This is a genomic window from Streptomyces fructofermentans (genome assembly GCF_014651055.1).
In the GTDB taxonomy this organism is placed as follows: Bacteria; Actinomycetota; Actinomycetes; order Streptomycetales; family Streptomycetaceae; genus Streptomyces; species Streptomyces fructofermentans.
Genome location: NZ_BMWD01000026.1, coordinates 25185 through 46747, shown reverse-complemented (window position 1 = coordinate 46747; position 21563 = coordinate 25185). Strand labels below are relative to the sequence as shown.

Annotated in this window: 16 protein-coding genes; 7 read left to right on the top strand and 9 right to left on the bottom strand. The window is 71.4% G+C overall.

From position 1 onward, the window contains the following. Nucleotides 1-27: 27 nt before the first annotated feature. From IE265_RS29435 to IE265_RS29425, 3 genes are all read right to left on the bottom strand, one after another. A complete protein-coding gene (locus IE265_RS29435) occupies nt 28-777 on the bottom strand; it encodes a hypothetical protein (protein WP_190038770.1) in 750 nt (249 codons plus the stop codon). Nucleotides 778-1092: 315 nt separating this feature from the next. Continuing rightward, nucleotides 1093-1737, bottom strand: a complete 645-nt coding sequence (locus IE265_RS29430) for a TetR/AcrR family transcriptional regulator (RefSeq protein WP_190038769.1) — start codon at nt 1735-1737, stop codon at nt 1093-1095. 111 nt (nt 1738-1848) lie between these two features. Continuing rightward, nucleotides 1849-3906 carry a galactose-binding domain-containing protein gene (locus IE265_RS29425; RefSeq protein ID WP_373303054.1) on the bottom strand — a complete coding sequence of 686 codons (2058 nt, stop codon included), beginning with the start codon at nt 3904-3906 and terminating at the stop codon, nt 1849-1851. A gap of 752 nt (nt 3907-4658) precedes the next feature. On the opposite strand from IE265_RS29425, the gene IE265_RS29420 reads away from it, so the two are divergent. After that, a complete protein-coding gene (locus tag IE265_RS29420) occupies nt 4659-6704 on the top strand; it encodes a DUF1996 domain-containing protein (protein WP_190038767.1) in 2046 nt (681 codons plus the stop codon). 384 nt (nt 6705-7088) lie between these two features. Further along, nucleotides 7089-8888 (top strand): 3-oxosteroid 1-dehydrogenase, encoded by a 1800-nt coding sequence (gene kstD / locus IE265_RS29415; protein ID WP_190038766.1) that lies wholly within the window; start codon nt 7089-7091, stop codon nt 8886-8888. A gap of 90 nt (nt 8889-8978) precedes the next feature. Here kstD and IE265_RS29410 read toward each other — a convergent pair whose 3' ends face one another. After that, nucleotides 8979-9473, bottom strand: a complete 495-nt coding sequence (locus IE265_RS29410) for a lamin tail domain-containing protein (protein WP_190038765.1) — start codon at nt 9471-9473, stop codon at nt 8979-8981. Between the two features lie 229 nt (nt 9474-9702). On the opposite strand from IE265_RS29410, the gene IE265_RS29405 reads away from it, so the two are divergent. The 3 genes from IE265_RS29405 (at nt 9703) to IE265_RS29395 (ending at nt 12822) form a co-directional block, all read left to right on the top strand. Beyond that, complete coding sequence (locus IE265_RS29405; RefSeq protein ID WP_190038764.1) at nt 9703-10344, top strand: GNAT family N-acetyltransferase; 642 nt, start codon at nt 9703-9705, stop codon at nt 10342-10344. Nucleotides 10345-10436: 92 nt separating this feature from the next. Then, a complete protein-coding gene (locus IE265_RS29400) occupies nt 10437-10922 on the top strand; it encodes a hypothetical protein (protein ID WP_190038763.1) in 486 nt (161 codons plus the stop codon). Nucleotides 10923-11154: 232 nt separating this feature from the next. Further along, entirely contained in the window at nt 11155-12822 is a 1668-nt protein-coding gene (locus IE265_RS29395; RefSeq protein ID WP_190038762.1) for a serine/threonine-protein kinase, read from the top strand. A gap of 13 nt (nt 12823-12835) precedes the next feature. Here the strand turns inward: IE265_RS29395 and IE265_RS29390 are convergent, their stop codons facing one another. Both IE265_RS29390 and IE265_RS29385 read right to left on the bottom strand, forming a co-directional pair. Beyond that, nucleotides 12836-13288, bottom strand: a complete 453-nt coding sequence (locus IE265_RS29390; protein WP_229916683.1) for a DUF7144 family membrane protein — start codon at nt 13286-13288, stop codon at nt 12836-12838. A 226-nt stretch (nt 13289-13514) separates the two neighbouring features. Then, complete coding sequence (locus tag IE265_RS29385; protein WP_229916681.1) at nt 13515-14921, bottom strand: hypothetical protein; 1407 nt, start codon at nt 14919-14921, stop codon at nt 13515-13517. A 367-nt stretch (nt 14922-15288) separates the two neighbouring features. Here IE265_RS29385 and IE265_RS29380 point away from each other — a divergent pair, with 367 nt between their 5' ends. Further along, nucleotides 15289-16632, top strand: coding sequence for a chloride channel protein (locus IE265_RS29380; protein ID WP_190038761.1), 1344 nt, complete (start codon nt 15289-15291; stop codon nt 16630-16632). Between the two features lie 115 nt (nt 16633-16747). Next, the gene (locus IE265_RS29375; protein ID WP_190038760.1) at nt 16748-17968 is read left to right on the top strand and encodes a cation:proton antiporter; all 1221 of its coding nucleotides are present in this window, start codon (nt 16748-16750) and stop codon (nt 17966-17968) included. A 243-nt stretch (nt 17969-18211) separates the two neighbouring features. On the opposite strand, the gene IE265_RS29370 is transcribed toward IE265_RS29375, so the two are convergent. Genes IE265_RS29370 through gadC form a run of 3 tightly spaced genes read right to left on the bottom strand, consistent with a single transcriptional unit; the run spans nt 18212 to nt 21471 of the window. Next, nucleotides 18212-19564: a dipeptidase gene (locus IE265_RS29370; protein WP_190038759.1), complete on the bottom strand. Its 1353-nt coding sequence runs from the start codon at nt 19562-19564 to the stop codon at nt 18212-18214. 3 nt (nt 19565-19567) lie between these two features. Then, nucleotides 19568-20005 (bottom strand): hypothetical protein, encoded by a 438-nt coding sequence (locus IE265_RS29365; RefSeq protein ID WP_190038758.1) that lies wholly within the window; start codon nt 20003-20005, stop codon nt 19568-19570. Further along, the gene (gene gadC / locus IE265_RS29360) at nt 20002-21471 is read right to left on the bottom strand and encodes a glutamate/gamma-aminobutyrate antiporter GadC (protein WP_190038757.1); all 1470 of its coding nucleotides are present in this window, start codon (nt 21469-21471) and stop codon (nt 20002-20004) included. Before gadC ends, IE265_RS29365 begins: the two co-directional genes overlap by 4 nt. Nucleotides 21472-21563 lie beyond the last annotated feature (92 nt).

Below are 21563 nucleotides of genomic sequence, written 5' to 3'. Positions count from 1 at the left end.
GGCTCCGCCCGCAGCGGCGCCGGACGGTCACGCGGTGGCCGCGTCCTTCTCCTTCGCGGGGGCGACGGCCTCCGCGGCCTCGGCCGGGGTGTAGAAGACGGAACTGCCCTGCTTGGTGCGCTGCACGTGGCCCTTGGCGACGAGCCCCTCGGTCGTGGTGCGCACGACCTTGGGCTTGATGTCGCGATCGGGGTGGGCCGCCGTGAGCGCGGTGGTGATCTCCGCGGCGGACCGCGGTTCGGGCTGCCGGGCGAGATGGTCGCGGATCAGCTCCACGAGCGTGGGCAGCTTGTCGGCCGACTCGGACGCCGACTCGGACGCGGACGGCCCCGTGCGGGCGGTCTTGCCCGCCCCGGACTTGGTCGTTCCGGCCCTGCCGGTGCCGGCCTTGGCGGCGGACGTGGAGGCCGACGCCTTGGTGCCACCGCTCTTCACCGTGCCCTTGCGGGACTTCACGGCGGTCGCCCTCTTGCGCCTCGGGGGCTTGTCCTCGCCGGACGCCTGGCGCGGCACCAGCGGCTCGGCAGCCGGAGCCTTCGCGGGCGGGGTACTGGGCGCGGCCTCGGCCGGCTCCGCGGGGGAGTCCTCCCCGCCCAGCGTCTGGCGCAGATTCACCAACAGGGCGTGGTCGTGCTGCAGACCGCCCAACTGCGCCTGAAGCGCCGCAACTTCGGCGCCGATACGTTCCTGCTCCTTGGCGTTGCGCTCAAGGTCCGCGGCCACCTGAGCGGCGTACTGCGTCTTGAGTTCCGTGGTCGTCGGTTCGCCGTCGGACATGGCAGTTACCTCTCCTCATGCAACGAGTGCTGCTGGGGCCGGATGGTACTCGCATCATCCCAGCCATGATCCGTCCCGAGTCGGGGTGCGCCGACGGGTTCCACGCCCCGCGCCAGGGCCGCTGCGGGCCGCCCACGTGCGGGGAGACACCTTGTCCGGCGGGGAGTGGACCCGTTCGGTCGATGTCTCGAATTCAACCGTCAAGGTGAATCCGCCGTACAGGCGTGCGCGGGAGGAGTTTTGCTGCATGTGCCGTCGCGGGAGGGGACTTGAGTCCCCCGGGGACGGGCGGGACCCCGGCCGTGTCACCCCGGGTCAACGGGTGGCCGACCGTGCCTCGTCGCCGTCGCCGTCGCCGTCGCCGTCGCCGTCTCGGACGAGGCCCGCCACATGGTCCGTGACCGTGCCGAGTACCGCGGGCCATGTGCCGTCGTCGCCCAGCACCAGGAAGTGCAGGGTCAGTCCGTCGGTCATCGCCGCGAGGTACCGGGCCAGCACGGGCACCGGCACACGGAGCTCGAAGTCCATCTCGTGCCGCAGCTGTTCGATCAGCTCGGCGTAGGTGTCGCCGTACAACTCGTACTGCCTGCGCGCCAGATGCTCGAAGCCGGTCTGCCGCAGGGCGTACTGCGTCAGCTCGTAGGTGAGCATGTGCTCCGCGGGATGGGCGCGCACATGGTCCCAATAGGCCTGGAAACCCGCCCCGATGGTCTCCGCCAGTGTGGCCTTCGGGCGGATCGCCTCCCTCACCACCGCGACCGAGTGGCCGGTGATCGTCTCGATGACGGACTCCACGAGGGCGCGCTTGGAGTCGAAGCAGTAGTGGAAGACGCTCAGGGACACCCCGGCCTCGGCGGCGATCGAACGCGTGGTCGTGCCGGCGACGCCGTCCCGGGTCATCGCGCGGATGGCGCCCTCGGTCAACTGCCGGCGCCGCTCGGCCGATGGCCTCCGTGCCATGTGGGTGGTCCTTCGTACTCGTCGTGGACCGGGGGAGCCGTGCCGGGGCCGGCCGGATCGGTTCGGACGATCCGGCCGGCCCCGGCCCAGGACACCACCTCGGGTGTGCTCTCAGTCGCTGTGGACACCGACTTCCTTGAGGGAGTAGCCCCATTCGGTGCCGCGGTCCAGCCCCAGGACGCGTACGTACCGGGCCGGTGTGCCGGTGAACCGGGCCGTGTCCAGGCCGCCGTCACCACTGGTCGTGGACCATACCGGCTTCCAGTCCGTGCCGTCGGTGGACAGTTCGACCCGGTACGAGGAGGCGTAGGCGCGCTCCCAGTCCAGGGTCACGCGGCCCACCCGGTGGGTGGCCCCGAGGTCGATCCGCAGCCACTGGTCGTCGCTCCAGTCGCTCGCCCAGCGTGTGCCCGTGTCGTCGTCCACGGCCCGGCCGGGCGCGTAGCTCGTGAACAGGCTCCACTCCGACGAACTGGCCGTGGCGGACGCGCCCGTGCTGAGGTCCGCCCCCGCCGCGTGGTGCTCGGACGCTCCCCAGGTGTCGAGGTAGGACTCGGCACCCCGGAACAGGTCGTCCACGACCTCCTGGCCGCCGACGGTCCGGATGTCCTCCAGCCAGTCCGGCACGAGGCCGTAGTGCGCGGCCCCGTCCGTGTTGATGTCCCAGGTGCGTTCGCCGGTGGTCTGCCGCTCGATGACGGAACCGCCGTCCGCGCTGCGGAACGGGTAGCGCACGGGGTTCGAGGTGTTCGCGCCGCGCGGGGCGGGCCAGCCGCCGACTCCGTTCATGTCGGTGCCGTAGCCGTAGCCCACGCCGTACTTGTCGCGCAGGGCCTCCGTGCGGCCCGCCTCCGCCACGAACCCCTCGGAGCCGTGCATGTACTGGGCGACGAAGCCGCCGAGGCGGTAGACCCGCTCGGTCCAGTTCAGGTCCATCCAGCTGTGCGAGGAGATGACACCGGGGTAGGACTGCGACTCGAAGATGTCGAGGACCCGCCCCGTGGCCTTGACGCTCATGTGGTCGATCTCGAGCATCATCTTGCGCTGCATCATGCCCTTCACCGCGTACTCGCCGAGTTCGGTGAGGCCACGGGTGTTGCACTGGGCGTCGGCCGCGTACGACGGCACGTCCACGCCCGCCGGCAGCTCCTTCTCGGCGGCGGGAGCCGCCGCGCCGCCGATGGGGTTGTCGTGCTGCGGGCCGGTGCACTTCTCGGTCTTCCAGAAGGTGCCGGTGGACAGGAACTGCCCGACGTTGATGGCCGTGCCGAGGGTGCCCTCGTCGAACCGGACACCGCACAGGGCGTTGTCGAACTTGTGGCACAGGAACATGCTGCGCACGCCCAGCGCGTGCAGTTCGTCCAGGCCGCGGTCGATGTCGGCCCTGCTGCACTGGGAGATGTCGAGGACCTGCTTGCAGCCGAACGGCTCTGAGGTCTCGACGCCGAGGACCACCGCCAGCTTGCCCTGCTGGACCACCTGGCGGGCCTGGGCACTGTCGGTGACGATCCTGAACCAGCCCTTGCCGGTGCCGCCGTACATCTTGTCGATGTAGGCCTGCATGTCGTACGTCAGCTTGGCCTGGAGCCGGATGGAGGTCATCTCGTCGCAGCTGCGGTCCTTGAAGAAGTAGACCGAGCAGATCACACCGTTGGTGACGAGGTCGTTGACGAGGACGCGCTGGCCTCCGCGCCAGGCGCGCTCGACCCAGGCGTAGTAGTTCTGCTGGTGGGTCAGCGAGTCGTGCGCGGGCCAGTCCTTGAACGTGGGCCAGCCGTTCGGGTCGTGCCTGCCGTCGCCGCCCTTGGTGATGAAGTCGAAGACCGCGAGCGATCCGTCCGGATAGTGCTCGGGGCAGTCCTTCAGCGCGTCGGCCACGCCCAGTTCGGAGAACGCCTTGCCGCAGATGAGCCGGCCGCCGAAGGCCTCGTTGGCCATCAGGTGGTTGTGCGCGTCGACGAACCCGCGCACCTCACCCTGTGCGTTCGTGCCCTTGAAGGGCTCGCCCGTGACGTCGATCCGGGAGTCCGGCGCGGGCCGGGCCACCGGGTTCCACCAGTCCGTCCCGGCCGCTGAGCTGGGTGTGGGGCCGAGCGTCACGGCCATCACGAGGAGGAGCAGCGACACGACGGTGAGGGGTCTGCGCCTGAGGGACGGTGGTCGGGTCATGGTCATCACTCACGCTTCGGTCGGTGGTCGGTGGGGGCGAGGAGCCGGACCGTAGGGGTCGAGGAGCCCGGACCGTCGGGGGCGCGGCCCCGCGACGTGGTTGTCATGGCTCATACAAGCGATGGGTCGAGAATCCCGAGTAGCGCAAACAGAGTCAAGGGTCCGGGACGGATGACCTGATGGAGTGTCGGAAACCGGCGGGACAAGGGGGCGGCGGCGGGGGCGGCACCCGGGGCGGCACCCGGGGCGGGTCCGGGGTGGCGCACGGGCGGGGTCTGGAGTGGGCACCCGGGGCGGGGCCGGGCGGGGCCTGGAGCGGCTCCCGGGCGGGTCCGAGGGACGACCGGGCCCGGCGAGTCGTGTCGTCCGCCGGGCGGGGCGGCCCGGCGTGGCGCACCGCTGCGGCGGGTGCCCGGCCGGTCGCGGCCCCGGCGGCGAGGCGCCTCGGGGGCGCCGGACTCCCGGCTTCCGCGACCCGGTATCCTCCGTGCCTCCGGGGCGGTCGGCCGATGCGTGAGCCGTACCTCGGGGGATGACGCGCAGTGACCGGACGGTGCCCCCGGGGCGGCCGGGTCCATGAGTAATTTCCAAGAATTCCCGGGGCGTTTGAACACCAGAGTGCTCCTCCGCGTATTGAGCGGGGGGATTGCCATGCCGAGCCGGGAACGAAGCGTAGGAGTACTTCCTTGAGACGCAACACGCGCAGACGCCCAACAGGCGCACGTCGCGCGACCTTTGCGGCGGTCGCACTGATGCTGGGCGGAGGTGGGCTGGCGGCAGTGAACGTCTACGCCACCGCCAGTGAGGGCTCCACGGAGGGCCCGACCCGGAACGCCCAGGCCCTTGCTTCGGGGGCCGCCACCATCGACTGCCCGGACGTCGGCAGTCAGTTGACGGCGGTGCCGGACGGGGCGCGCACGGAGGTCGACAACGAACTCTCCGTGCTGGACAAGCAGATCGCCGAGGCCTACCAGCGGCTGCAGAGCTCCGAGAAGGCCATCGAGCAGGACAGCAACTTCGCCGACTCCTCGATCATGAACCCGCTGAAGGAGAAGAGGGCCGCCACCATCGAGCGGATCCTCATCGCCATCGACCGGGTGGGCGACCGTCCCGAGGGCCTCGAGGCCTTCGCCCCCTGTGTGCTGCGAGCCTCCGGCAACAACGAGGACGCCCAGGGCGGCGAGCAGGACGGCGAGCAGGGCGAGGAGAGCCAGGCACCGGGTGACCAGAGCCAGGCGCCCGGCGAGCAGAGCCAGGCGCCCGGTGGCGGCGACCAGGGCGGCGCCCAGCCCGGCAACGGCGGCCAGGCCGGCAACGGCCCCGTGGCCGCCGACTTCGTCGACATCAAGTCCGTCCAGCCGAACGTGCAGAACCCGCAGGGCGGCGACAACGCCTCCACCGGCAGCTTCGCCACCAGCTGCGGTGTCAACGCCAACGGCGTGTTCAACTCCGACAACGTGATCGTGGCCCCGGGTGTCACCAACGGCGCCCACCACTTCCACGACTACGTCGGCAACCAGGACAACGACGCCTTCGCGAGCGACGAGGACCTCGCGGGCGCGGACACGACCTGTGAGAACAAGGGCGACAAGTCCTCGTACTTCTGGCCCGTGCTGCGCCTGCAGAACGGCGCCGACGAGAAGGACGCGAACTCCCCGGGTGGTGCCATCGAGGGCAACGCCGGTGAGATCATCACGCCCAAGCAGGTCACGATGAAGTTCGTCGGCAGCCCGAGCGGCGACGTCGCCGAGATGCCGAAGCTGCTGCGCATCATCACCGGTGACGCCAAGGCGTTCGTGAACGGTCCCGCCAACGCCAACGCCTCCTGGAGCTGCACGGGCCTCGAGGACCGTCAGCTGAAGGACAAGTACCCGCTCTGCCCGCAGGGCAGTGACGTGGTCCGCACCTTCAAGTTCCAGAGCTGCTGGGACGGGCGGAACATCGACAGCGCCAACCACCGCACCCACGTGGCGTTCGCCGACGCGGCCGGCAACTGCGCGGGCGGCTTCAAGGCCATCCCGCAGCTGGTGCAGCGCATCGTCTACGACGTCGACGCGCCGAGCATCCAGGACGGCGGCAAGACGACCCCGCTGTTCGCCGTGGACTCCTTCCCGGAGAACCTGCACAAGCCGATCACCGACCACGGCGACTTCATCAACGTCTTCGAAGAGGACCTGATGAAGGAGATGGTGGAGTGCATCAACGGCGGCCGCAACTGCGGTGCCGGTGCCGGCGGTGGCGGTGGCGGCGAGGAGCCGGGCGACGAGCCCGACCCCGAGCCGACGGCCACCGAGACCCCGGACGCGCCGGACGACGGCGACAACGGCGGTGACAACGGCGGCAACGGCGGTGACGACGACGGCGCCGACAACGGCGGCAACAACGGCGGTGACGACGGCGCCGACAACGGTGGCAACGGTGGCGGCGACGACGAGACGCCGGACCCGGCCACCAGCGCCCCGCAGGCGACCGAGCCCGCGGGCGGCAACGGCGGCAACGACAATGGTGACGACGGTGCCGACAACGGCAACGACAACGGCGACAAGCCCACCACGGAGCCCAAGTCGGATCCGTCCCCGTCGGCTGCCGAGACCGACGCGGCCGCCGGCGGATCGGGTGACGACGTCGACACCGCGGTGCCCGGTCCCGAGCCGACGGACGCCAACGACGCGTCCGCGGCGGGCGAATCGGGAAGCCTCGCGGAGACCGGCACCCAGCTCTGGCCGGCCGCGGCCGGAGGAGTGCTCGTGATCCTCGGCTTCGTGCTCCTGCGCCGCATCAGGGCGGGAGCGGAGTGACACTGCTCTAGCCGCCACGTGCGGTGAAAGGGGCGGTCGGACCTGCCGGAACGGGCAGGTCCGACCGCCCCTTCCGCGTGTTCGGGGGAAGCCGGTCCGACAGGCGCCCGGCCCCGCGCCCCGGACCGGCGGAGCAGGACGGGCCACCCGGACCGGCGACCAGGGCAGGCCTTCCGGACGGCCACCGGCACAGCGGCCGACCGGACCTCCCCGCGTGGGGCTCCGGGTGGCCCGGGCAGCACCGGGCCCGGCGCATGCCTTGACTTCCCAAGACCACCGCGCGACATTCCTGACTCCGCATCAGAACCGGTGCGCGGCACGACCGTCGCCGCCCCGGGGCACAGCACGCTCTCCCATTCCTTCGCCCCGCTGGAGTGCTCTGCCATGACCAACGCGGACCCTGCCAGACGTACTGACCCCGCCGTCCTGCCGGGCCCCTCGCGGCGCCGGGTGCTCGGCGCCGCGACGGGAGCCGGGCTCACGCTCGCGGCCGGTCTCCCCACGGCCGCCGACGCGGCCGACGTGCCGCTCCTGGGAACGTACGACGTCGTCGTGATCGGCTCCGGAGCGGCGGGCATGACCGCCGCGCTGACCGCCGCCAAGCAAGGGCTGAGCTGCGTCGTCGTGGAGAAGGCGGCCACCTTCGGCGGGTCGGCCGCCCGCTCGGGCGCGGGCATCTGGATTCCCAACAACCCGGTGATCCTCGCCGCGGGCGTGCCCGACACCCCCGCGAAGGCCGCCACCTACCTGGCGGCCGTCGTCGGCCCCGAGGTCTCCGCCGAACGGCGCCAGGCCTTCCTGGGGCACGGCCCCGCCATGATCTCGTTCGTCATGGCCAACAGCCCGCTCCGTTTCCGCTGGATGGAGGGGTACAGCGACTACTACCCCGAGTTGGCCGGAGGGCTGCCGGGCGGCCGTTCCATCGAACCGGCCATGCTCGACGGGAACATCCTCGGGCCCGAACTCGCCCGGCTGAACCCGCCCTACATGGCGGTGCCGAGCGGCATGGTCGTGTTCAGCGCCGACTACAAATGGCTCGCTCTCGCAGCGGTCAGCGCGCGGGGAGCGGCCGTCGCCACGGAGTGCCTCGCCCGCGGGACCAGGGCCGCCCTCCTCGGCCAGAAACCCCTCACCATGGGGCAGTCGCTGGCGGCCGGTCTGCGCGCGGGCCTGCTCACGGCACAGGTGCCGGTCTGGCTCAACACCCCGCTCACCGACCTGTACTTGGAGAACGGGGCCGCCGCGGGAGCGGTCGTGACCAGGAACGGGTCGGCCGGACTGATCAGGGCCCGGCACGGAGTGATCGTCGGCTCGGGGGGCTTCGAGCACAACGCGGCCATGCGCGAGCGGTACCAGCGCCAGCCGATCGGCACCGAGTGGACGGTGGGCGCCAAGGAGAACACCGGCGACGGAATCCGGGCGGGGGAGCGGGCCGGTGCCGCGCTGGACCTGATGGACGACGCATGGTGGGGTCCCGCCATCCCGCTGCCCGACCAGCCCTACTTCTGCCTCGCCGAACGCACCCTGCCCGGCGGCCTCCTCGTCAACGCCGCCGGAGCCCGATTCGTCAACGAGGCCGCCCCGTACAGCGATGTCGTGCACATCATGTACGAACGCCACGCGACGGACCCGGACATCCCGGCCTGGCTGATCGTCGACCAGAACTACCGCAACCGGTACCTCTTCAAGGACGTGGCACCGACGTTCACCCTGCCCGAGTCGTGGTACGCGTCCGGTGCCGCCCACAAGGCGTGGACCCTTGACGCCCTCGCGGAGCGGATCGGTGTGCCGCCGGCCGCGCTGCGCGCCACCGTCAACCGCTTCAACGGCCTCGCCCTGACCGGTACGGACACCGACTTCCGGCGCGGGCAGAGCGCGTACGACCACTACTACACGGACCCCGCGGTCCGCCCCAACTCGTGCCTGGCGCCCCTGTGGCTGGCGCCGTTCTACGCCTTCCGGATCGTCCCGGGCGACCTCGGCACGAAGGGCGGCATGCGCACCGACGCCCGCGCGCGGGTCCTGCGCCCCGACGGGTCGGTGATCCCCCGGCTGTACGCCGCGGGGAATGCCAGCGCGGCCGTCATGGGGCACAGCTACGCGGGAGCGGGCTCGACCATCGGCCCGGCGATGACCTTCGGGCACATAGCGGCTCTCGACGTCGCGAGCACGGCCCGGGCCTGAGCGACCGCCCTCGGGCACGGGGCCCGACGGGGGTCCTCGGGCTCAGCCCTTCGGGGACCCCCCCAAGGCGTCCCCGAAGGGCTGCCGGGATCAGCCGTGGAAGCGCACGTAGCCGTCGCGGTCGGGGTCCGAGCCGGTCTTGCTGTAGGCGTGGACGTCGGCGCGGCTGCCCGAGGGCTTGTAGAAGTAGATCGTGTCGCGGTCGTTGTTCCACATGAAGTTGCAGTTGTCGCGGTAGACGACGTTGGAGGCGTCGGAGTCGTTGCCGTTCCCGCCGCGCAGCTTCACGTAGTCACCGGGCTGGAGGTAGTGGTTCGCGGTGAAGGCGAAGCGGTTGCCCGTGGCGTCCTTGACGACGTAGCCCTTGAGGTTGACCGTCGCCGAGGCCGAGAAGTTCTTGATGGTCAAGTACTCCTCGTCGGTGTTCCCGGTGGTGCAGCGGTTGGAGTCGCTGCCGGGCGCGTCGTACTGCACGCCGCGCACCTTGAGCGCCGACTGGTACTCGGCGGCGTGGGCAGGTGCCGCGACGACGGCGGCCAGCGCGCAGGCCGTGACGAGCGCGGCCGCGACAGTGTTCTTGCGCAAGAGAGGTCCCCTCCAGATCCGGATGAAGCACTGGAGCTTAACCACGTCGTGAAGACCGCGTGTGCATCGGGGTGTTCTCGTAGTCCTTGCCGTTCATGTCTGGTAATGGGGTGCGCCGTCGAGTGGGGTCGTGCCTCTTGGCGCACCAGGGGTACCCGCTCGGTAGGGGTGCCTGACGCGCTCCCGCAAAGGTGTTGTGGGAGCGCTCCCGAGCGGTCAGGATGACGACATGTCGCCCTTGCAGCCGCAGTCGCGGCCGAGCGTTCGTCCCTACCGGCCCACCGACCGCGCGGGCGTCGCGGACATCTGTGTACGGACCGCATACGAGGGCGGGGACTCGCGTGAGGTGTACCCCGACCTGGAACTGATGCCGTCGATCTTCGCCGATCCCTACTGCCGCCTGGAGCCGGAGCTGGCCTTCGTCCTGGACGACGGAGCCGGCCGTCCCGTCGGCTACGTCCTCGGCACCGCCGACACCGAGCGCTTCGTCAAGGACTTCCGGGAGACCTGGATTCCCCTGGTGGCGGGACGCCACCCGGACCCCGCGGGCACGCCCCGCACCCCCAGCGAGGAGATGCTCCGCCTCCTGCACACCCCCGAGCGGATGCTCGTGCCCGAACTCGCCGCCTACCCGGCCCACTTGCACATCGACCTGCTCCCGGACCGGCAACGCCGCGGCCACGGTCGCGAGTTGATGAACGCGTTCCTCGCCGCGCTGCACGAGCGCGGCGTTCCGGCCGTCCACCTCGGCATGGTCACCGCCAACACGTCCGCCAGGGCCTTCTACGACCGCCTCGGCTTCCACGAGATCCAGGTCCCCGACCCGGGACCCCTCACCTACCTCGGCAGGTCGACGGCCGCCACCCCGTAGCCCGCTCCCGCGACAGGGGCGCCGGGCCGCGCCGCCGTACTCGCGCCACGCGTCCGGCGGTTGCCCGACCGCGCACCCGGGTCAGGAGGAGAGTGTTGCTGAAGATCGGCTTCACATCGAACAACGGATGCGACTTCCCGGCGGCTGTCGAGCGCGCTTGGAAGTCCGGCATCATCAATCTTTCCACCGTAAGTGCGACGGATTTGCGCTATGGGTACTTCATATACCCAGTTGATTTCAAGGTGGGTGGTCAAGAATTTCTGACCGCAGCGCAACTCCCGCTGGTGGACATCATGTACACCCTGTCGCTTTCAGTCCGTGATCTCGGCTCGAACGGTTCCGCGGAAATCGACTTCACCGAGAACTCCTACGTGATTCGAATCAAACTGCAGGACAGTAGGGTGAAATTTACTCCCTCGCACGGAGCGGGCGCCGTGGCGCCTGAATGTGATCTGGCGGAGTATGTGTCTGAAGTCCAGGAATTTGTGACGTCCGGGATCAGTCACCTGGTAGGCGGGTATCCAGTTTTCGAAGACAACCGGGTGATCGACGAGATGAAAGAACTCGCAGAGATGTGATTCCCCGACAGTGAAGTCGGGACATGTCCGGGGGAGTGTCTTCGACGCTCCCCCGACTCGCGCCGGATGCGTACGTCGTCAGGCGTGATGTCGGGCGATCCCTGCGGTATGCCGGTGTCGTGCGGTACGCGGATGGTGCGGGCCTGACTGCCGAGGATCGCAGCGAGTTGCGCACAGGCGGCGCTGCCTCCGGTGATCGTGGTCGAACGCATTTTCCTCTAGGCTCCCGCGCATGAACGACGCGGACACCGGCAGACGGGTCATCGACGGACGGTTCCGGCTGGAGGCGAGGCTCGGCGGGGGCGGGATGGGCACGGTCTGGCGCGCCACCGACCTGGCGCTGCACCGGAGCGTGGCCGTCAAGGAGGTGCGGCCGCCCGATCCGGCACTCGCCGAGTACGACCCGGACGGGGCCCGCCTGCTGCGGGAGCGGGTGCTTCGCGAGGCCAGGGCGCTGGCCCGGATCGACCACCCCAATGTCGTCACGATCCACCACATCGTCGACGGCGGCGAGGGCACCTACCCGTGGATCGTCATGGAACTGGTCGGCGGCGGCTCGCTCGCCGACCTGCTGAACCGGGGACCGATGGACCCCGCCGGCGCCGCACGCACCGGACGCGAGGTGCTGGCCGCCCTGAGCGCGGCCCACGAGGCGGGCATCCACCACCGGGACGTCAAGCCCGCCAACGTCCTGCTGCGCCCCGACGGCCGTCCCGTACTCACGGACTTCGGCATCGCGGCGATCCTGGACTCCACGGCCCTCACCGCCACCGGGTCCATCATCGGTACGCCCGACTACATGGCACCCGAGCGCATCTCGGGCCAGGACGCCGGCGCGGCCTCGGACCTGTGGTCGCTGGCGATGATGCTGTACGCCGCGGTGGAGGGGCACCATCCGCTGCGCAGGGGCACGACGCTGGCCACCCTCGCCGCGGTGCTCCACGACGAGGTGCCGCCACCGGAGCGGGCCGGACCGCTGGGGGACGTGCTGATGGGCGTGCTCGTGAGGGACGCGGTGGCGCGCCCCGACGCCGGGACGCTCGACCGCATGCTCGCGGCCGTCGTCGACGGCGACGGGGAACCCACGTCGTACCGGTTGGCCCCGCCCCCGGCCGACGTGCCGCCCGTTTCCCCGACAGGCCCCGGCGGGTCGCCGACGCCCGTTGCCGCCCCCTCCGGGCCCTCCGGCCGTGCGGGGCGGAGCCGGTGGCTGGTCGTCGCGCTGTCGGTCGCGGGCACCGTGCTCACCGGTGTGCTGGTGTGGTGGTTCCTGCCGGGCGGCGACGGCGGTACCGGCGCCACTCCCTCGAAGAGCTCGCAGGGCTCGAACGACGCGCAGGGTTCCGAGGACTCCGGGGGCGGGACGTCGGGGAAGCCCTCGACGACGCCCACGCCCCGGCGGACGGACGGCGCGAAGGAGGACGGAGCGCAGGAGGAGGGGCCGACCGGTCTGCTGACCCCCGACGGCGTCCGTACCGCCATCCGGGCCCTGGAGAAGGAGTCGGGCGGCGACCGGTTCGGCCGCTTCGTCGTGTACCCGGACTACGTGATGGCCCACGTCATGGTCGAGGGCAGCGAGACCAAGTACGACAGTTACACCTACCGGGTCGGCCGGGGTGTGGAGAAGGGCCTCGGCAAGGGCACGTTGGTGGGGGACGACCGCCCGATGCGCCTCGACGACTACGACTGGGACGTGCTCCCCGCGCTGCTGGCCGAGGCGGGAAGGAGGCTCAAGGTCGCCAAGGTGGAGAACCGTTACCTCATGGCCCTCCCGCGGAGTACCGCGTTCGACCTTCCGGCGGGGATCAGCGTGTACCTGAGCGACGAGTACGGCGGCGGCGGATACCTGCGGGCCGACACCCGGGGCAAGGTGAACACCGTGGTGCCGGCCGAGGGTTGAGCGCGCGGACCGGTCAGACCGCGTTCCTCGGGCGACTGGCCAGCGCCCAGATGACGAACACGTCGATACCGATCATGATGACGGACCAGACCGGCGCGTACGGCAGGAAGAGGAACTGGGTGATCAGGCTGAGCGAGGCGAGGAAGACGCCCGCGTAGCGTGCCCACTGCATGCCCTTGAGGAGGCCGGCGCCGGTGGCAGCGGCCAGCACGCCGATGACGAGGTGGATCCAGCCCCATCCGGTGAGGTCCAGTTCGTAGACGTACGTGCCGACGCGGGCGTACACGTCGTCCTCGGCGATGGCCGCGATGCCCTGCAGCACGGCGAGCACGCCGCCGCACAGCAGCAGGACACCCGCGAAGGTCACCCCGCCCGTCACCCAGGCGTCGTGCTCCCGCGACCCCGCCGTCGCCCGCGAAGTGCCCTCCCGGGACGGTCCCCTCGGTTGTTCCGCCTGCTGGCTCATGTCGCCCTTCCTTCCGCTGCCTCGTCCCGGTGCGCCCCGTGGCGGGGGCCGGCGGGCAAATCCGAGCCTTCGCCCGCGACCGCCGTACGGCCACACGGCGTAGTGCAAACGGGTGAGCGGGTGAGTGCGTGCACCGGGTCGACCGGGGTGCCGGACCGGCGACGGGTGCCGGATCGTCCGCGGGTGCCGTCCGGGGTGCGGCGTCTTTGCACCGGACGCGGGGCTGTCAGCCGCCGGCGCCCACCTCGGTGCCCTTCACGGGCCTGCCGCCCTCCGGGCCCTTCCCGCCGCCGTCGCCGCCGCCGCTGTCTCTGTCGTCGTCCCGGTCCGCGTCCCCGCCCGCGTCCCCGTCGGCGGCCAGGAAGCCGACCACCGCGAACGCGAACAGCAGCGCGAGGGCCAGGCCGACCACCACCCAGCCCGTCGGGCGGCTCCAGAAGACGTACGCCAGCACGGCCCCGAGGACGAGGATCCACGTGAACCAGCGGCGGTGGCGCCGGATGAAGGGGCCCACGGGCCCGGTCCGCATGCCGAGCCTGTCGGCGGCTGCGCGCGTCGCGCCGATGCCCGCGCCCCACAGGGTCCGCAGCGCCGTGGCCCAGCGGCCCGGTCCTGTCAGCCAGGCGGCCAGGGCGACCACCACGCCGAGGGTCACCACGGTGCGGATCGCCGTGCGCAGATAGTGGATCAGCGTGTCGTACACCGCACCCGCGGCGCCCTGGGAGACGCCCGGAGGCAGCGCGTCGAGGTAGACGGCCCGGAAGACCGTGAGCGCCACGCCCAGCACGGCCGTGGCGAAGGCGAATCCGAGTGCGGCCGCGACGAGGACCCGGCGGCGGTGCGCGGAGAGCCAGACGCCCACCGCCACCAGCAGGACCGCGATGACCGGCAGCCAGTTGCCCATCAGCTGCAGAATCCGGAAGTACGTCTTGACCTTGCCGACGTCCTCGGACTTCACGAGGGTGAAGTCGGTGCTGACCTCGGGGATCTTCCCCGCCGCCGTCAGCCCCTCGTCGACGAGGCGCTGCTTGACGTCCTCGACGACCGGACCGAGGTCCAGGGTGACCGTGTCGTCGTTGATCTTGACCGCGCCCCCGCCGCTGCCGGTGAGCGCCTTGTCGACCGCCGAGTGGACACGGCGGTTGGCCTGCGTCCAGATCCGCTCGAAGGTGTCGGAGGCGGCCACGTCCTGCGCCTTGTCGTGGACGAAGCTGCGGACCGCGTCCTCCAGCGAGTCGCCCAGCTTGCCGAGCGCCTTCTCCAGCAGGGGCCGGTCCTTCGGAGCGACGTCCTGCAGGAGGGTCTGGAGGTCCAGCCGCTCCATGACCGCGTCGGTGACACGGTTCGCGACGGCGTTCTGGATGTCCGGGTCGGAGGCGAGGGGCGCGACGGTGTCCACGTACGTGTCGGTGTCGCCGACGACGTCGGAGGCCCACGAGGCCACGGCGCTCAACGGCGCGAGCACGCACCCGAGGACGATCAGCAGGGCGGCGAGGAAGGACCTCCCGCGGTGCCGGCGGGGCTTCGCGGTCCGCTGGGCCGCCTCCAGCGAGGCGATGCGCGCGTGCAGTTGAGCCAGTTCGTCGTCGCGACGGCCCGGCCCCCCGTTGCCGCTGGTGTCGCTCTCCGGCATGGCGGGCTCCCTCCGCGTGCACGTGGACGTCGTGCAGATGCAAGCCAGCACAACCGCTGACGGCGCGATGCGCTCGCGGCGCGGTGCGTTCGGGTGAGAGCGCGCGCGGTCGGGGCGCGCGTCGGCACCGACCCGGTCCGGACCGCCCGCGCGGCGCTCCGCGTCACCCGTTGGGCCCCGTCGACGGGCGCCGCGCCGCGGACCGGACTTGCATGGGGGACGGGGCGGGACCTCGTTCGCGCACCGTCCGGAACCTCCCCGAAGGAGCACGCATGGGGCCCACCACCGCACCTCGTCCGCACGGGACCACGGGGAGCGCGCGCCGGGGGAGCCGCGAACGCCTCGACGGGCCCTGGGCGACGACACGGTGAGCGGCGCCACGGAGAAGCCCGCCGCATCCGGTGCCGAGACCGGGTGGGAGGTGCTGCTGACCGGCCGCTACCTGCGTCTGCTCCTGCTCTCTGCCGTGCTCGGCCTGCCCGTCGGCCTGGCCTGCTTCTTCTTCGTGAGCGCCCAGCACGAACTCCAGAACCAGGTGTGGCAGAACCTTCCCGAGGCGCTGGGCTACGACGGGCCTCCCTGGTGGTGGCCGCTGCCCGCGCTGCTGCTCGCAGGCCTGATCCTCGCGCCGGTCGTGACGCGCATGCCGGGCGCCGGAGGTCACGTGCCCGCCGACGGACTGGGCGGCCCGCCGATCGGCCCCAGGGAGCTGCCCAGTGTGATCCTGGCCGCCCTCGCCACCCTTCCGCTCGGTGTCGTGCTGGGTCCGGAAGCCCCGCTCATGGCGCTGGGCAGCGGTCTCGCGCTGCTGATCCTGCGCCTCGCCAGGGCGGCGGGCGACCAGCGGTCGATGACGGTCGTGGCCACGACGGGATCGACCGCGGCGATCTCCACGATCCTGGGAGGCCCGGTCGTGGCCGCCCTGTTCGTCCTGGAGGCGGCCGGCCTCGCGGGCCCCCGGGTGGCGATGCTGCTGCTGCCCTGCATGACGGCGAGCGGCACCGGGGCGCTCGTCTTCACCGGGTTCGGCCACTGGACGGGCCTGTCGATCGGCGCCCTGTCGCTGACCACCGTGCCGCCCGACGCGACGCCCGACGCGGGCGACTTCCTCTGGGGCCTCCCGGCCGCCGTGCTGGTCGCGCTCGTCATCACGACGGCCCACCGGCTCGGTCGGTTCACGGTGCGGTGGACCGCCCACAGCAAAAGCGTCCGGACGGTCCTGTGCGCGGTCGCGGTCGGCTGCTGCATCGCCGCGTACGCCCTGATCACCGGCCGCTCCCCGGAGGAGGCGGCGCTGTCGGGACAGGCCGAGTTGGGGGCCATCGCCGCCGACCCGCACGCCTGGTCGGTCGGCGCCCTCGTCGCGCTCGTCGTCTGCAAGGGCCTGGCCTGGGGCATCTGCCTGGGCAGCCTGCGCGGCGGTCCCATCTTCCCCAGCGTGCTGCTGGGTGTCGCCACCGCGATGGCCTGTTCGGGACTGCCCGGCTTCGGGGTCACCCCGGCGCTCGGGCTCGGCATCGCCGCGTCCGCGGTGGCCGTCACCGGCCTGCCCCTCACCAGCGCGGTCCTCGCGGTGCTGCTGCTGGGTGACGACGCGTACGAGCAGATGCCCCTGATCGTCATGGCGTCCGTCGTCTCCTTCCTGACGGCCCGTCTGGTGCTGCGGTGGTGGAAGCGCGAACCGAAGGGGCAGCGGACGGCCGACGCCTGACACGGCCCGCGAGCCGGCCACCGGGGTATGCCCCCGCGGGCGCCGCGCCCTCCGACATGTTCGACCGGGCGGCCCAGGACAACGTATTGATCCCGATTCATGCTAGATACGAGCCATGTCCCACCCGAGCACACTCCTCCTCATCATGGCCGTCGCCGTGCTCGCGCCCCTCCTCGCCCACGGACTGGGCCGATGGGTGCGGGTGCCGCTGGTGATCTTCGAGATCCTGCTCGGCATCCTCATCGGCCCCGACGTGCTCGGCTGGGCCCATCAGGAGGACGTCATCGACGTCCTGTCCAACCTCGGCCTCTCGATGCTGATCTTCCTTGCCGGGTACGAGATCGACTTCGCGGCCGTACGGGGCGACACGCTGCGCAGGTCGGTACGGGCCTGGATCATCTCGCTGCTCGCCGGCCTCGGCGTCGCACTGGCCCTGACCGGGGCGGACCTCGACAAGACCGTCGTCATCGGAACGGCACTCACCAGCACCGCGCTCGGCACGGTCCTGCCGATCCTGCGCGACAGCGGCGATCTGCGCGGCCGCTTCGGCACGGTGATGCTGGCCTTCGGCGCGGTCGGCGAGTTCGGGCCCATCATCGCGATGGCGCTCCTGCTCAGTGGGCGCAGACCCGGGGAGTCGACGGCCCTGCTGGCCGGGTTCGCCGCCATCACCGCGGCCGCCGTGGTGTGGGCGCTGCGGCCCAGGCCCCCGTGGTTCTCCCGGGTCATCGCCAACACCCTGCACAGCAGCGGCCAGTTCGCGGTCCGGTTCGTGATGCTGCTGCTCGTCTGCATGCTCGCGCTGTCCCAGGCGTTCGGACTCGACGTCCTGCTGGGCGCCTTCGCCGCCGGTCTGCTCACCCGGCTCGTGCTCCAGGGTGCGGTGCCCGACAGCAGCGAGGAGATCCTCGGCAAGGTCGAGGCGATGGGCTTCGGCTTCCTCGTGCCGATCTTCTTCGTCGTCACCGGGATCGAGTTCGACCTCGACGCGCTGCTCGGCGGTGGCGGCACACTGGCCCTGCTGCCCGCCTTCCTCGTGCTGTTCGTGGTGGTGCGGGGCCTTCCGGTGTACGTCCTCGCCCCGCGCGACCTCGGCGGCGCCGACCGGCGGGCCCTGACCCTGTACTGCGCCACGTGTCTGCCGCTGGTCGTCGCCATCACCACGATCGGCCTGGAGGAGAAGGTGCTGACGACGGGTGAGGCGGCGGCGCTCGTCGGGGCCGCGATGATCTCCGTCCTCGTCTTCCCGCTGCTCGCCCTCAAGCTGCGTGCGGGAGCGGACAAGGACGAGGGGCGCACCCCGCCGGTGCGTGGCGACGGCACCGAGGCGTGGTGAGCGGCCCCGCCTGTCCTGCGTGCCGGGCCGGGCCGGAGGGCGGTCCGGGACCCGCGGACCGGTATCGGCGGTCCCGTGAGGACGCGGACCGCCGACCCGTGGACCGTGCCGACGGTCGCGTGGACCGGCCGGTCCACGCCCGGGGGCCGCGAGTCCGGCCGGTCCACGTCCGGGGGCCGCGGGTCCGGCCTTCGGTGGCGGACTCGCGGACCCGGCGGGCCGTGGCGGCCGGCCCGGGCGCGGTCAGCGGCGGTGCGACGCGGCGTACTCGCGCAGGAACAGCGCCTCGACGTGCGCCATGTGCTCGATCTCGGTCGGGTCCACGCTCTCGTTGGGCGCGTGGATGAGGCAGCGGGGCTCCTCCACGCCCATGAGGACGATCTCGGCGCGCGGATACGTCCCGGCCAGCACGTTGCACAGCGGGATGGAGCCGCCCTGGCCGAGGAAGGCCATGGGCTTGCCGTAGACCTCGTTCACGGCCCGGCCGAGCGCGGCGTACGCGGGCCCGTCGGTGGCGGCCCGGAACGGCGATCCGGTGCCCCCGGTCTCGACCGTGACACGCGCTCCCCAGGGCGCGGCCCCGGCGAGATGCCGCGTGAGGGCCTCGCGGGCCGCCGCCGCGTCGGTGCCCGGTGGGACACGCAGGCTCACCCGGGCCCGCGCGGTGGGCGGCACGGCCGCGGTCGAGCCGACCACGGGCGGGCAGTCGATGCCGAGGACCGTGACGGCCGGACGGGCCCACAACCGGTCCGCGACCGTGCCGGTGCCGGTGAGACGGACGCCGTCGAGCACGCCCGCGTCGGTGCGGAACTGCTCCTCGTCGTAGCCGACGCCCGGCCAACTCCCCTCGCAGTCGATTCCGTCGATCCGGGTGGCGCCGGTCCGCGGGTCCCGCAGCGAGGCGAGCATCTGGATCAGCGCCGCCAGCGCGTCGGGTGCCGGACCCCCGAACATGCCCGAATGGACCTCGCCCGCCAGGGTGTCGACCGTGACGACGACATCGGCGAGACCGCGCAGGGTCGTCGTGGCGGTGCCCGTGCCGACCTCCGCGTTGCCGGTGTCGCAGACGAGCAGGGCGTCGGCGAGGAACTGCTCGGGGTGCTGGACGACGTACTGCTCCAGGCCCCCGGTGCCCTGCTCCTCGGAGCCCTCGGCGACGAACTTCACGCCGACGGGGAGGTCGTCGCCGAGCGCGCGCAGGGCGGTCAGGTGCATCACGATGTTGCCCTTGCAGTCCGCCGTGCCGCGCCCGTACCAGCGGCCGTCGCGTTCGGTGAGCGTGAACGGCGGTGTGGTCCAGGCGTCGTCGTCCAGCGGCGGCTGCACGTCGTAGTGGCAGTACAGCAGCACGGTCGGCGCGCCGGGCGGCGGCGGACGGTGGCCGATGACGGCGTGGCTGCCGTCCGGCGTCTCGGCGAGGTGGACGTCGTGCAGCCCCGCCCCGATGAAGGCGTCGGCCACCCACTGTGCCGCGCGGTGGCACTCCTCGGGCGGGTACTGGCGAGGGTCGGCGACGGAGGGGATGGCGACCAGCTCCGCCAGGTCCGTCCGGGCGCGCTCCATCAACCCGGCGATCGTCTCGGCGAGTTCGGACATGGGTCACCGCCTCACGGTGTCGTCGGTCTTCAGGTCGTCCAGCCTGTCCTCGATCCTGTCCAGCTTGTCCGGGCAGTAGATCTCCAGGATTTTGGCCTCGGCCCGCAGCGCCTTTCGGTCGCCGATGACGGGCCGCTGGCCCACGAACGCCGCCCCGTTGGACACGTTGATCTTCCACAGGGCCGACTTGAGGGCGCTGGCCGGGTCCTCGCAGACCAGGCCTCCGTCCGTGCCGAGGGCGCCCTCGATCACGGAGATGTTCGGGCGCGGGTAGCCGGCCTCCTCGGCGGCGTCGGCCAGCCGATTGGCCTTCTGTGCCGCCTCGTTGTTCCTGGCGATGCCCATGTAGCGCACGAGGCCGATCACGACGAGGGCGAGGAGCACGACGATGGAGCCGAGGTAGATCCACTTGTGCTCGGACGCGAACCGGGTGGGACTCATGACGTGGCCTCCTCCTCGCGCGCGGCCTCCGTCTGCCAGCTCGGCTTCCTGAAGCGCAGGAACGCCCACGGGATCAGCAGGCCGAGGATGCCGAGTCCGGCACCGATGATGCAGACGTACACGAGCACGCTGCCGCCGCCGAACTGGGAGGGCGGCACGAAGCCGATGACCATGGCCGCGGCCGAGGCGAGCAGGCCGACGGTGCACAGGACGTTGAGGGCGGGGACGCGGTAGCCGCGCGGGTGGTCGGGCTGGTTCCTCCGCAGCTTCATCGCCGCGACGAACATCAACAGGTACACGATCAGGTACACCTGCGTGGTGATCGTCGAGAAGATCCAGTAGACGTTGGACACGTTCGGGATGAACGCGTACCCGAGGGCGATGATCGTGGTCACGACGCCCTGGGTGACCAGGATGTTCTGCTGGACGCCGAACCGGTTCAGCCGCTGCAGGTACGGGGGCAGGTAGCCCTCGCTGCGGGAGATCTCCAGCAGGCCCTTGGACGGTCCGGCGAGCCAGGTCAGCATGCCCGCGAGCGACGCGGAGATCAGCATGACCGCCGCGATCGGTGTCATCCAGCCGATGTGGAAGTACGAGAAGAACGCCTCGAACGCCTGCATCACGCCGGCGGTGAGGCTGGTCTGGTCCGCGGGCACGACCCAGCTGATGGCCAGCGCGGGCAGGATGAAGATCAGCAGCACCAGGCCCATCGCCAGGAACATCGACTTCGGGTACTCCTTCGCCGGGTTCTTCAGCGACGACACGTGGACGGCGTTCATCTCCATGCCCGAGTAGGACAGGAAGTTGTTGACGATCAGCACGAGGCTGGCCAGACCCGTCCACTGCGGCAGCAGATGGCTCGCGGTCATGGGCGCGGCCGACGGGTTCCCCTCGGCCAGGAACACCATGCCGAGCACGACGAGGATCGTGCCGGGCACCAGGGTGCCGATGACCAGTCCCCAACTGGACAGTCCCGCCAGTGCCTTGGTGCCCCGGGACGAGACCCACACGCCGGTCCAGTAGAGGACCATGATGACGATCGCGGTGTAGAGGCCGCTGGAGGCGAGGGCCGGATCGATGATGTACGCGATCGTGCTCGCCACGAAGGCCAGCAGGCTCGGATAGTAGAAGATCGTCATCGCGAACTGGCACCACACGGCGAGGAATCCGAGCGGCTTCGACAGCCCCTCGCTCACCCAGCGGTAGACGCCGCCGTTCCAGCCGGAGGCGAGCTCCGCCGAGACCAGGGCCGTCGGCAGCAGGAACACCACCGCCGGTACCAGGTAGAGGAACACGCAGGCGAGGCCGTACACGGCCATGGTGGGGGCGGCCCGCAGGCTGGCCACGGACGCCGTCGTCATCAGGGCGAGCGTGAGCCAGCTCAGCCGGGGCGCCGACACCGCTCGTGTTCTCGCGGGCCGCACCTCGTCCCGCGGTGCGTCGGCCGGCATGTCCATGGAACTCATGGAGCCCCTCCCGGAGTGGCTGGAACGTTGCCGTCAGCCTGTGCAGCGGGGGCGGCCGACGCACCGCGGGACGGCCGTTCGGGTGAGTTCCG

Bases quoted from the DNA above. Each gene is read 5' to 3' on its own strand.
- IE265_RS29435 (WP_190038770.1), bottom strand. From the start codon at position 777: ATGTCCGACGGCGAACCGACGACCACGGAACTCAAGACGCAGTACGCC.
- IE265_RS29430 (WP_190038769.1), bottom strand. From the start codon at position 1,737: ATGGCACGGAGGCCATCGGCCGAGCGGCGCCGGCAGTTGACCGAGGGC.
- IE265_RS29425 (WP_373303054.1), bottom strand. From the start codon at position 3,906: ATGACCCGACCACCGTCCCTCAGGCGCAGACCCCTCACCGTCGTGTCG.
- IE265_RS29420 (WP_190038767.1), top strand. From the start codon at position 4,659: ATGCTGGGCGGAGGTGGGCTGGCGGCAGTGAACGTCTACGCCACCGCC.
- kstD (WP_190038766.1), top strand. From the start codon at position 7,089: ATGACCAACGCGGACCCTGCCAGACGTACTGACCCCGCCGTCCTGCCG.
- IE265_RS29405 (WP_190038764.1), top strand. From the start codon at position 9,703: ATGTCGCCCTTGCAGCCGCAGTCGCGGCCGAGCGTTCGTCCCTACCGG.
- IE265_RS29395 (WP_190038762.1), top strand. From the start codon at position 11,155: ATGAACGACGCGGACACCGGCAGACGGGTCATCGACGGACGGTTCCGG.
- IE265_RS29390 (WP_229916683.1), bottom strand. From the start codon at position 13,288: ATGAGCCAGCAGGCGGAACAACCGAGGGGACCGTCCCGGGAGGGCACT.
- IE265_RS29385 (WP_229916681.1), bottom strand. From the start codon at position 14,921: ATGCCGGAGAGCGACACCAGCGGCAACGGGGGGCCGGGCCGTCGCGAC.
- IE265_RS29375 (WP_190038760.1), top strand. From the start codon at position 16,748: ATGTCCCACCCGAGCACACTCCTCCTCATCATGGCCGTCGCCGTGCTC.
- IE265_RS29370 (WP_190038759.1), bottom strand. From the start codon at position 19,564: ATGTCCGAACTCGCCGAGACGATCGCCGGGTTGATGGAGCGCGCCCGG.
- IE265_RS29365 (WP_190038758.1), bottom strand. From the start codon at position 20,005: ATGAGTCCCACCCGGTTCGCGTCCGAGCACAAGTGGATCTACCTCGGC.
- gadC (WP_190038757.1), bottom strand. From the start codon at position 21,471: ATGAGTTCCATGGACATGCCGGCCGACGCACCGCGGGACGAGGTGCGG.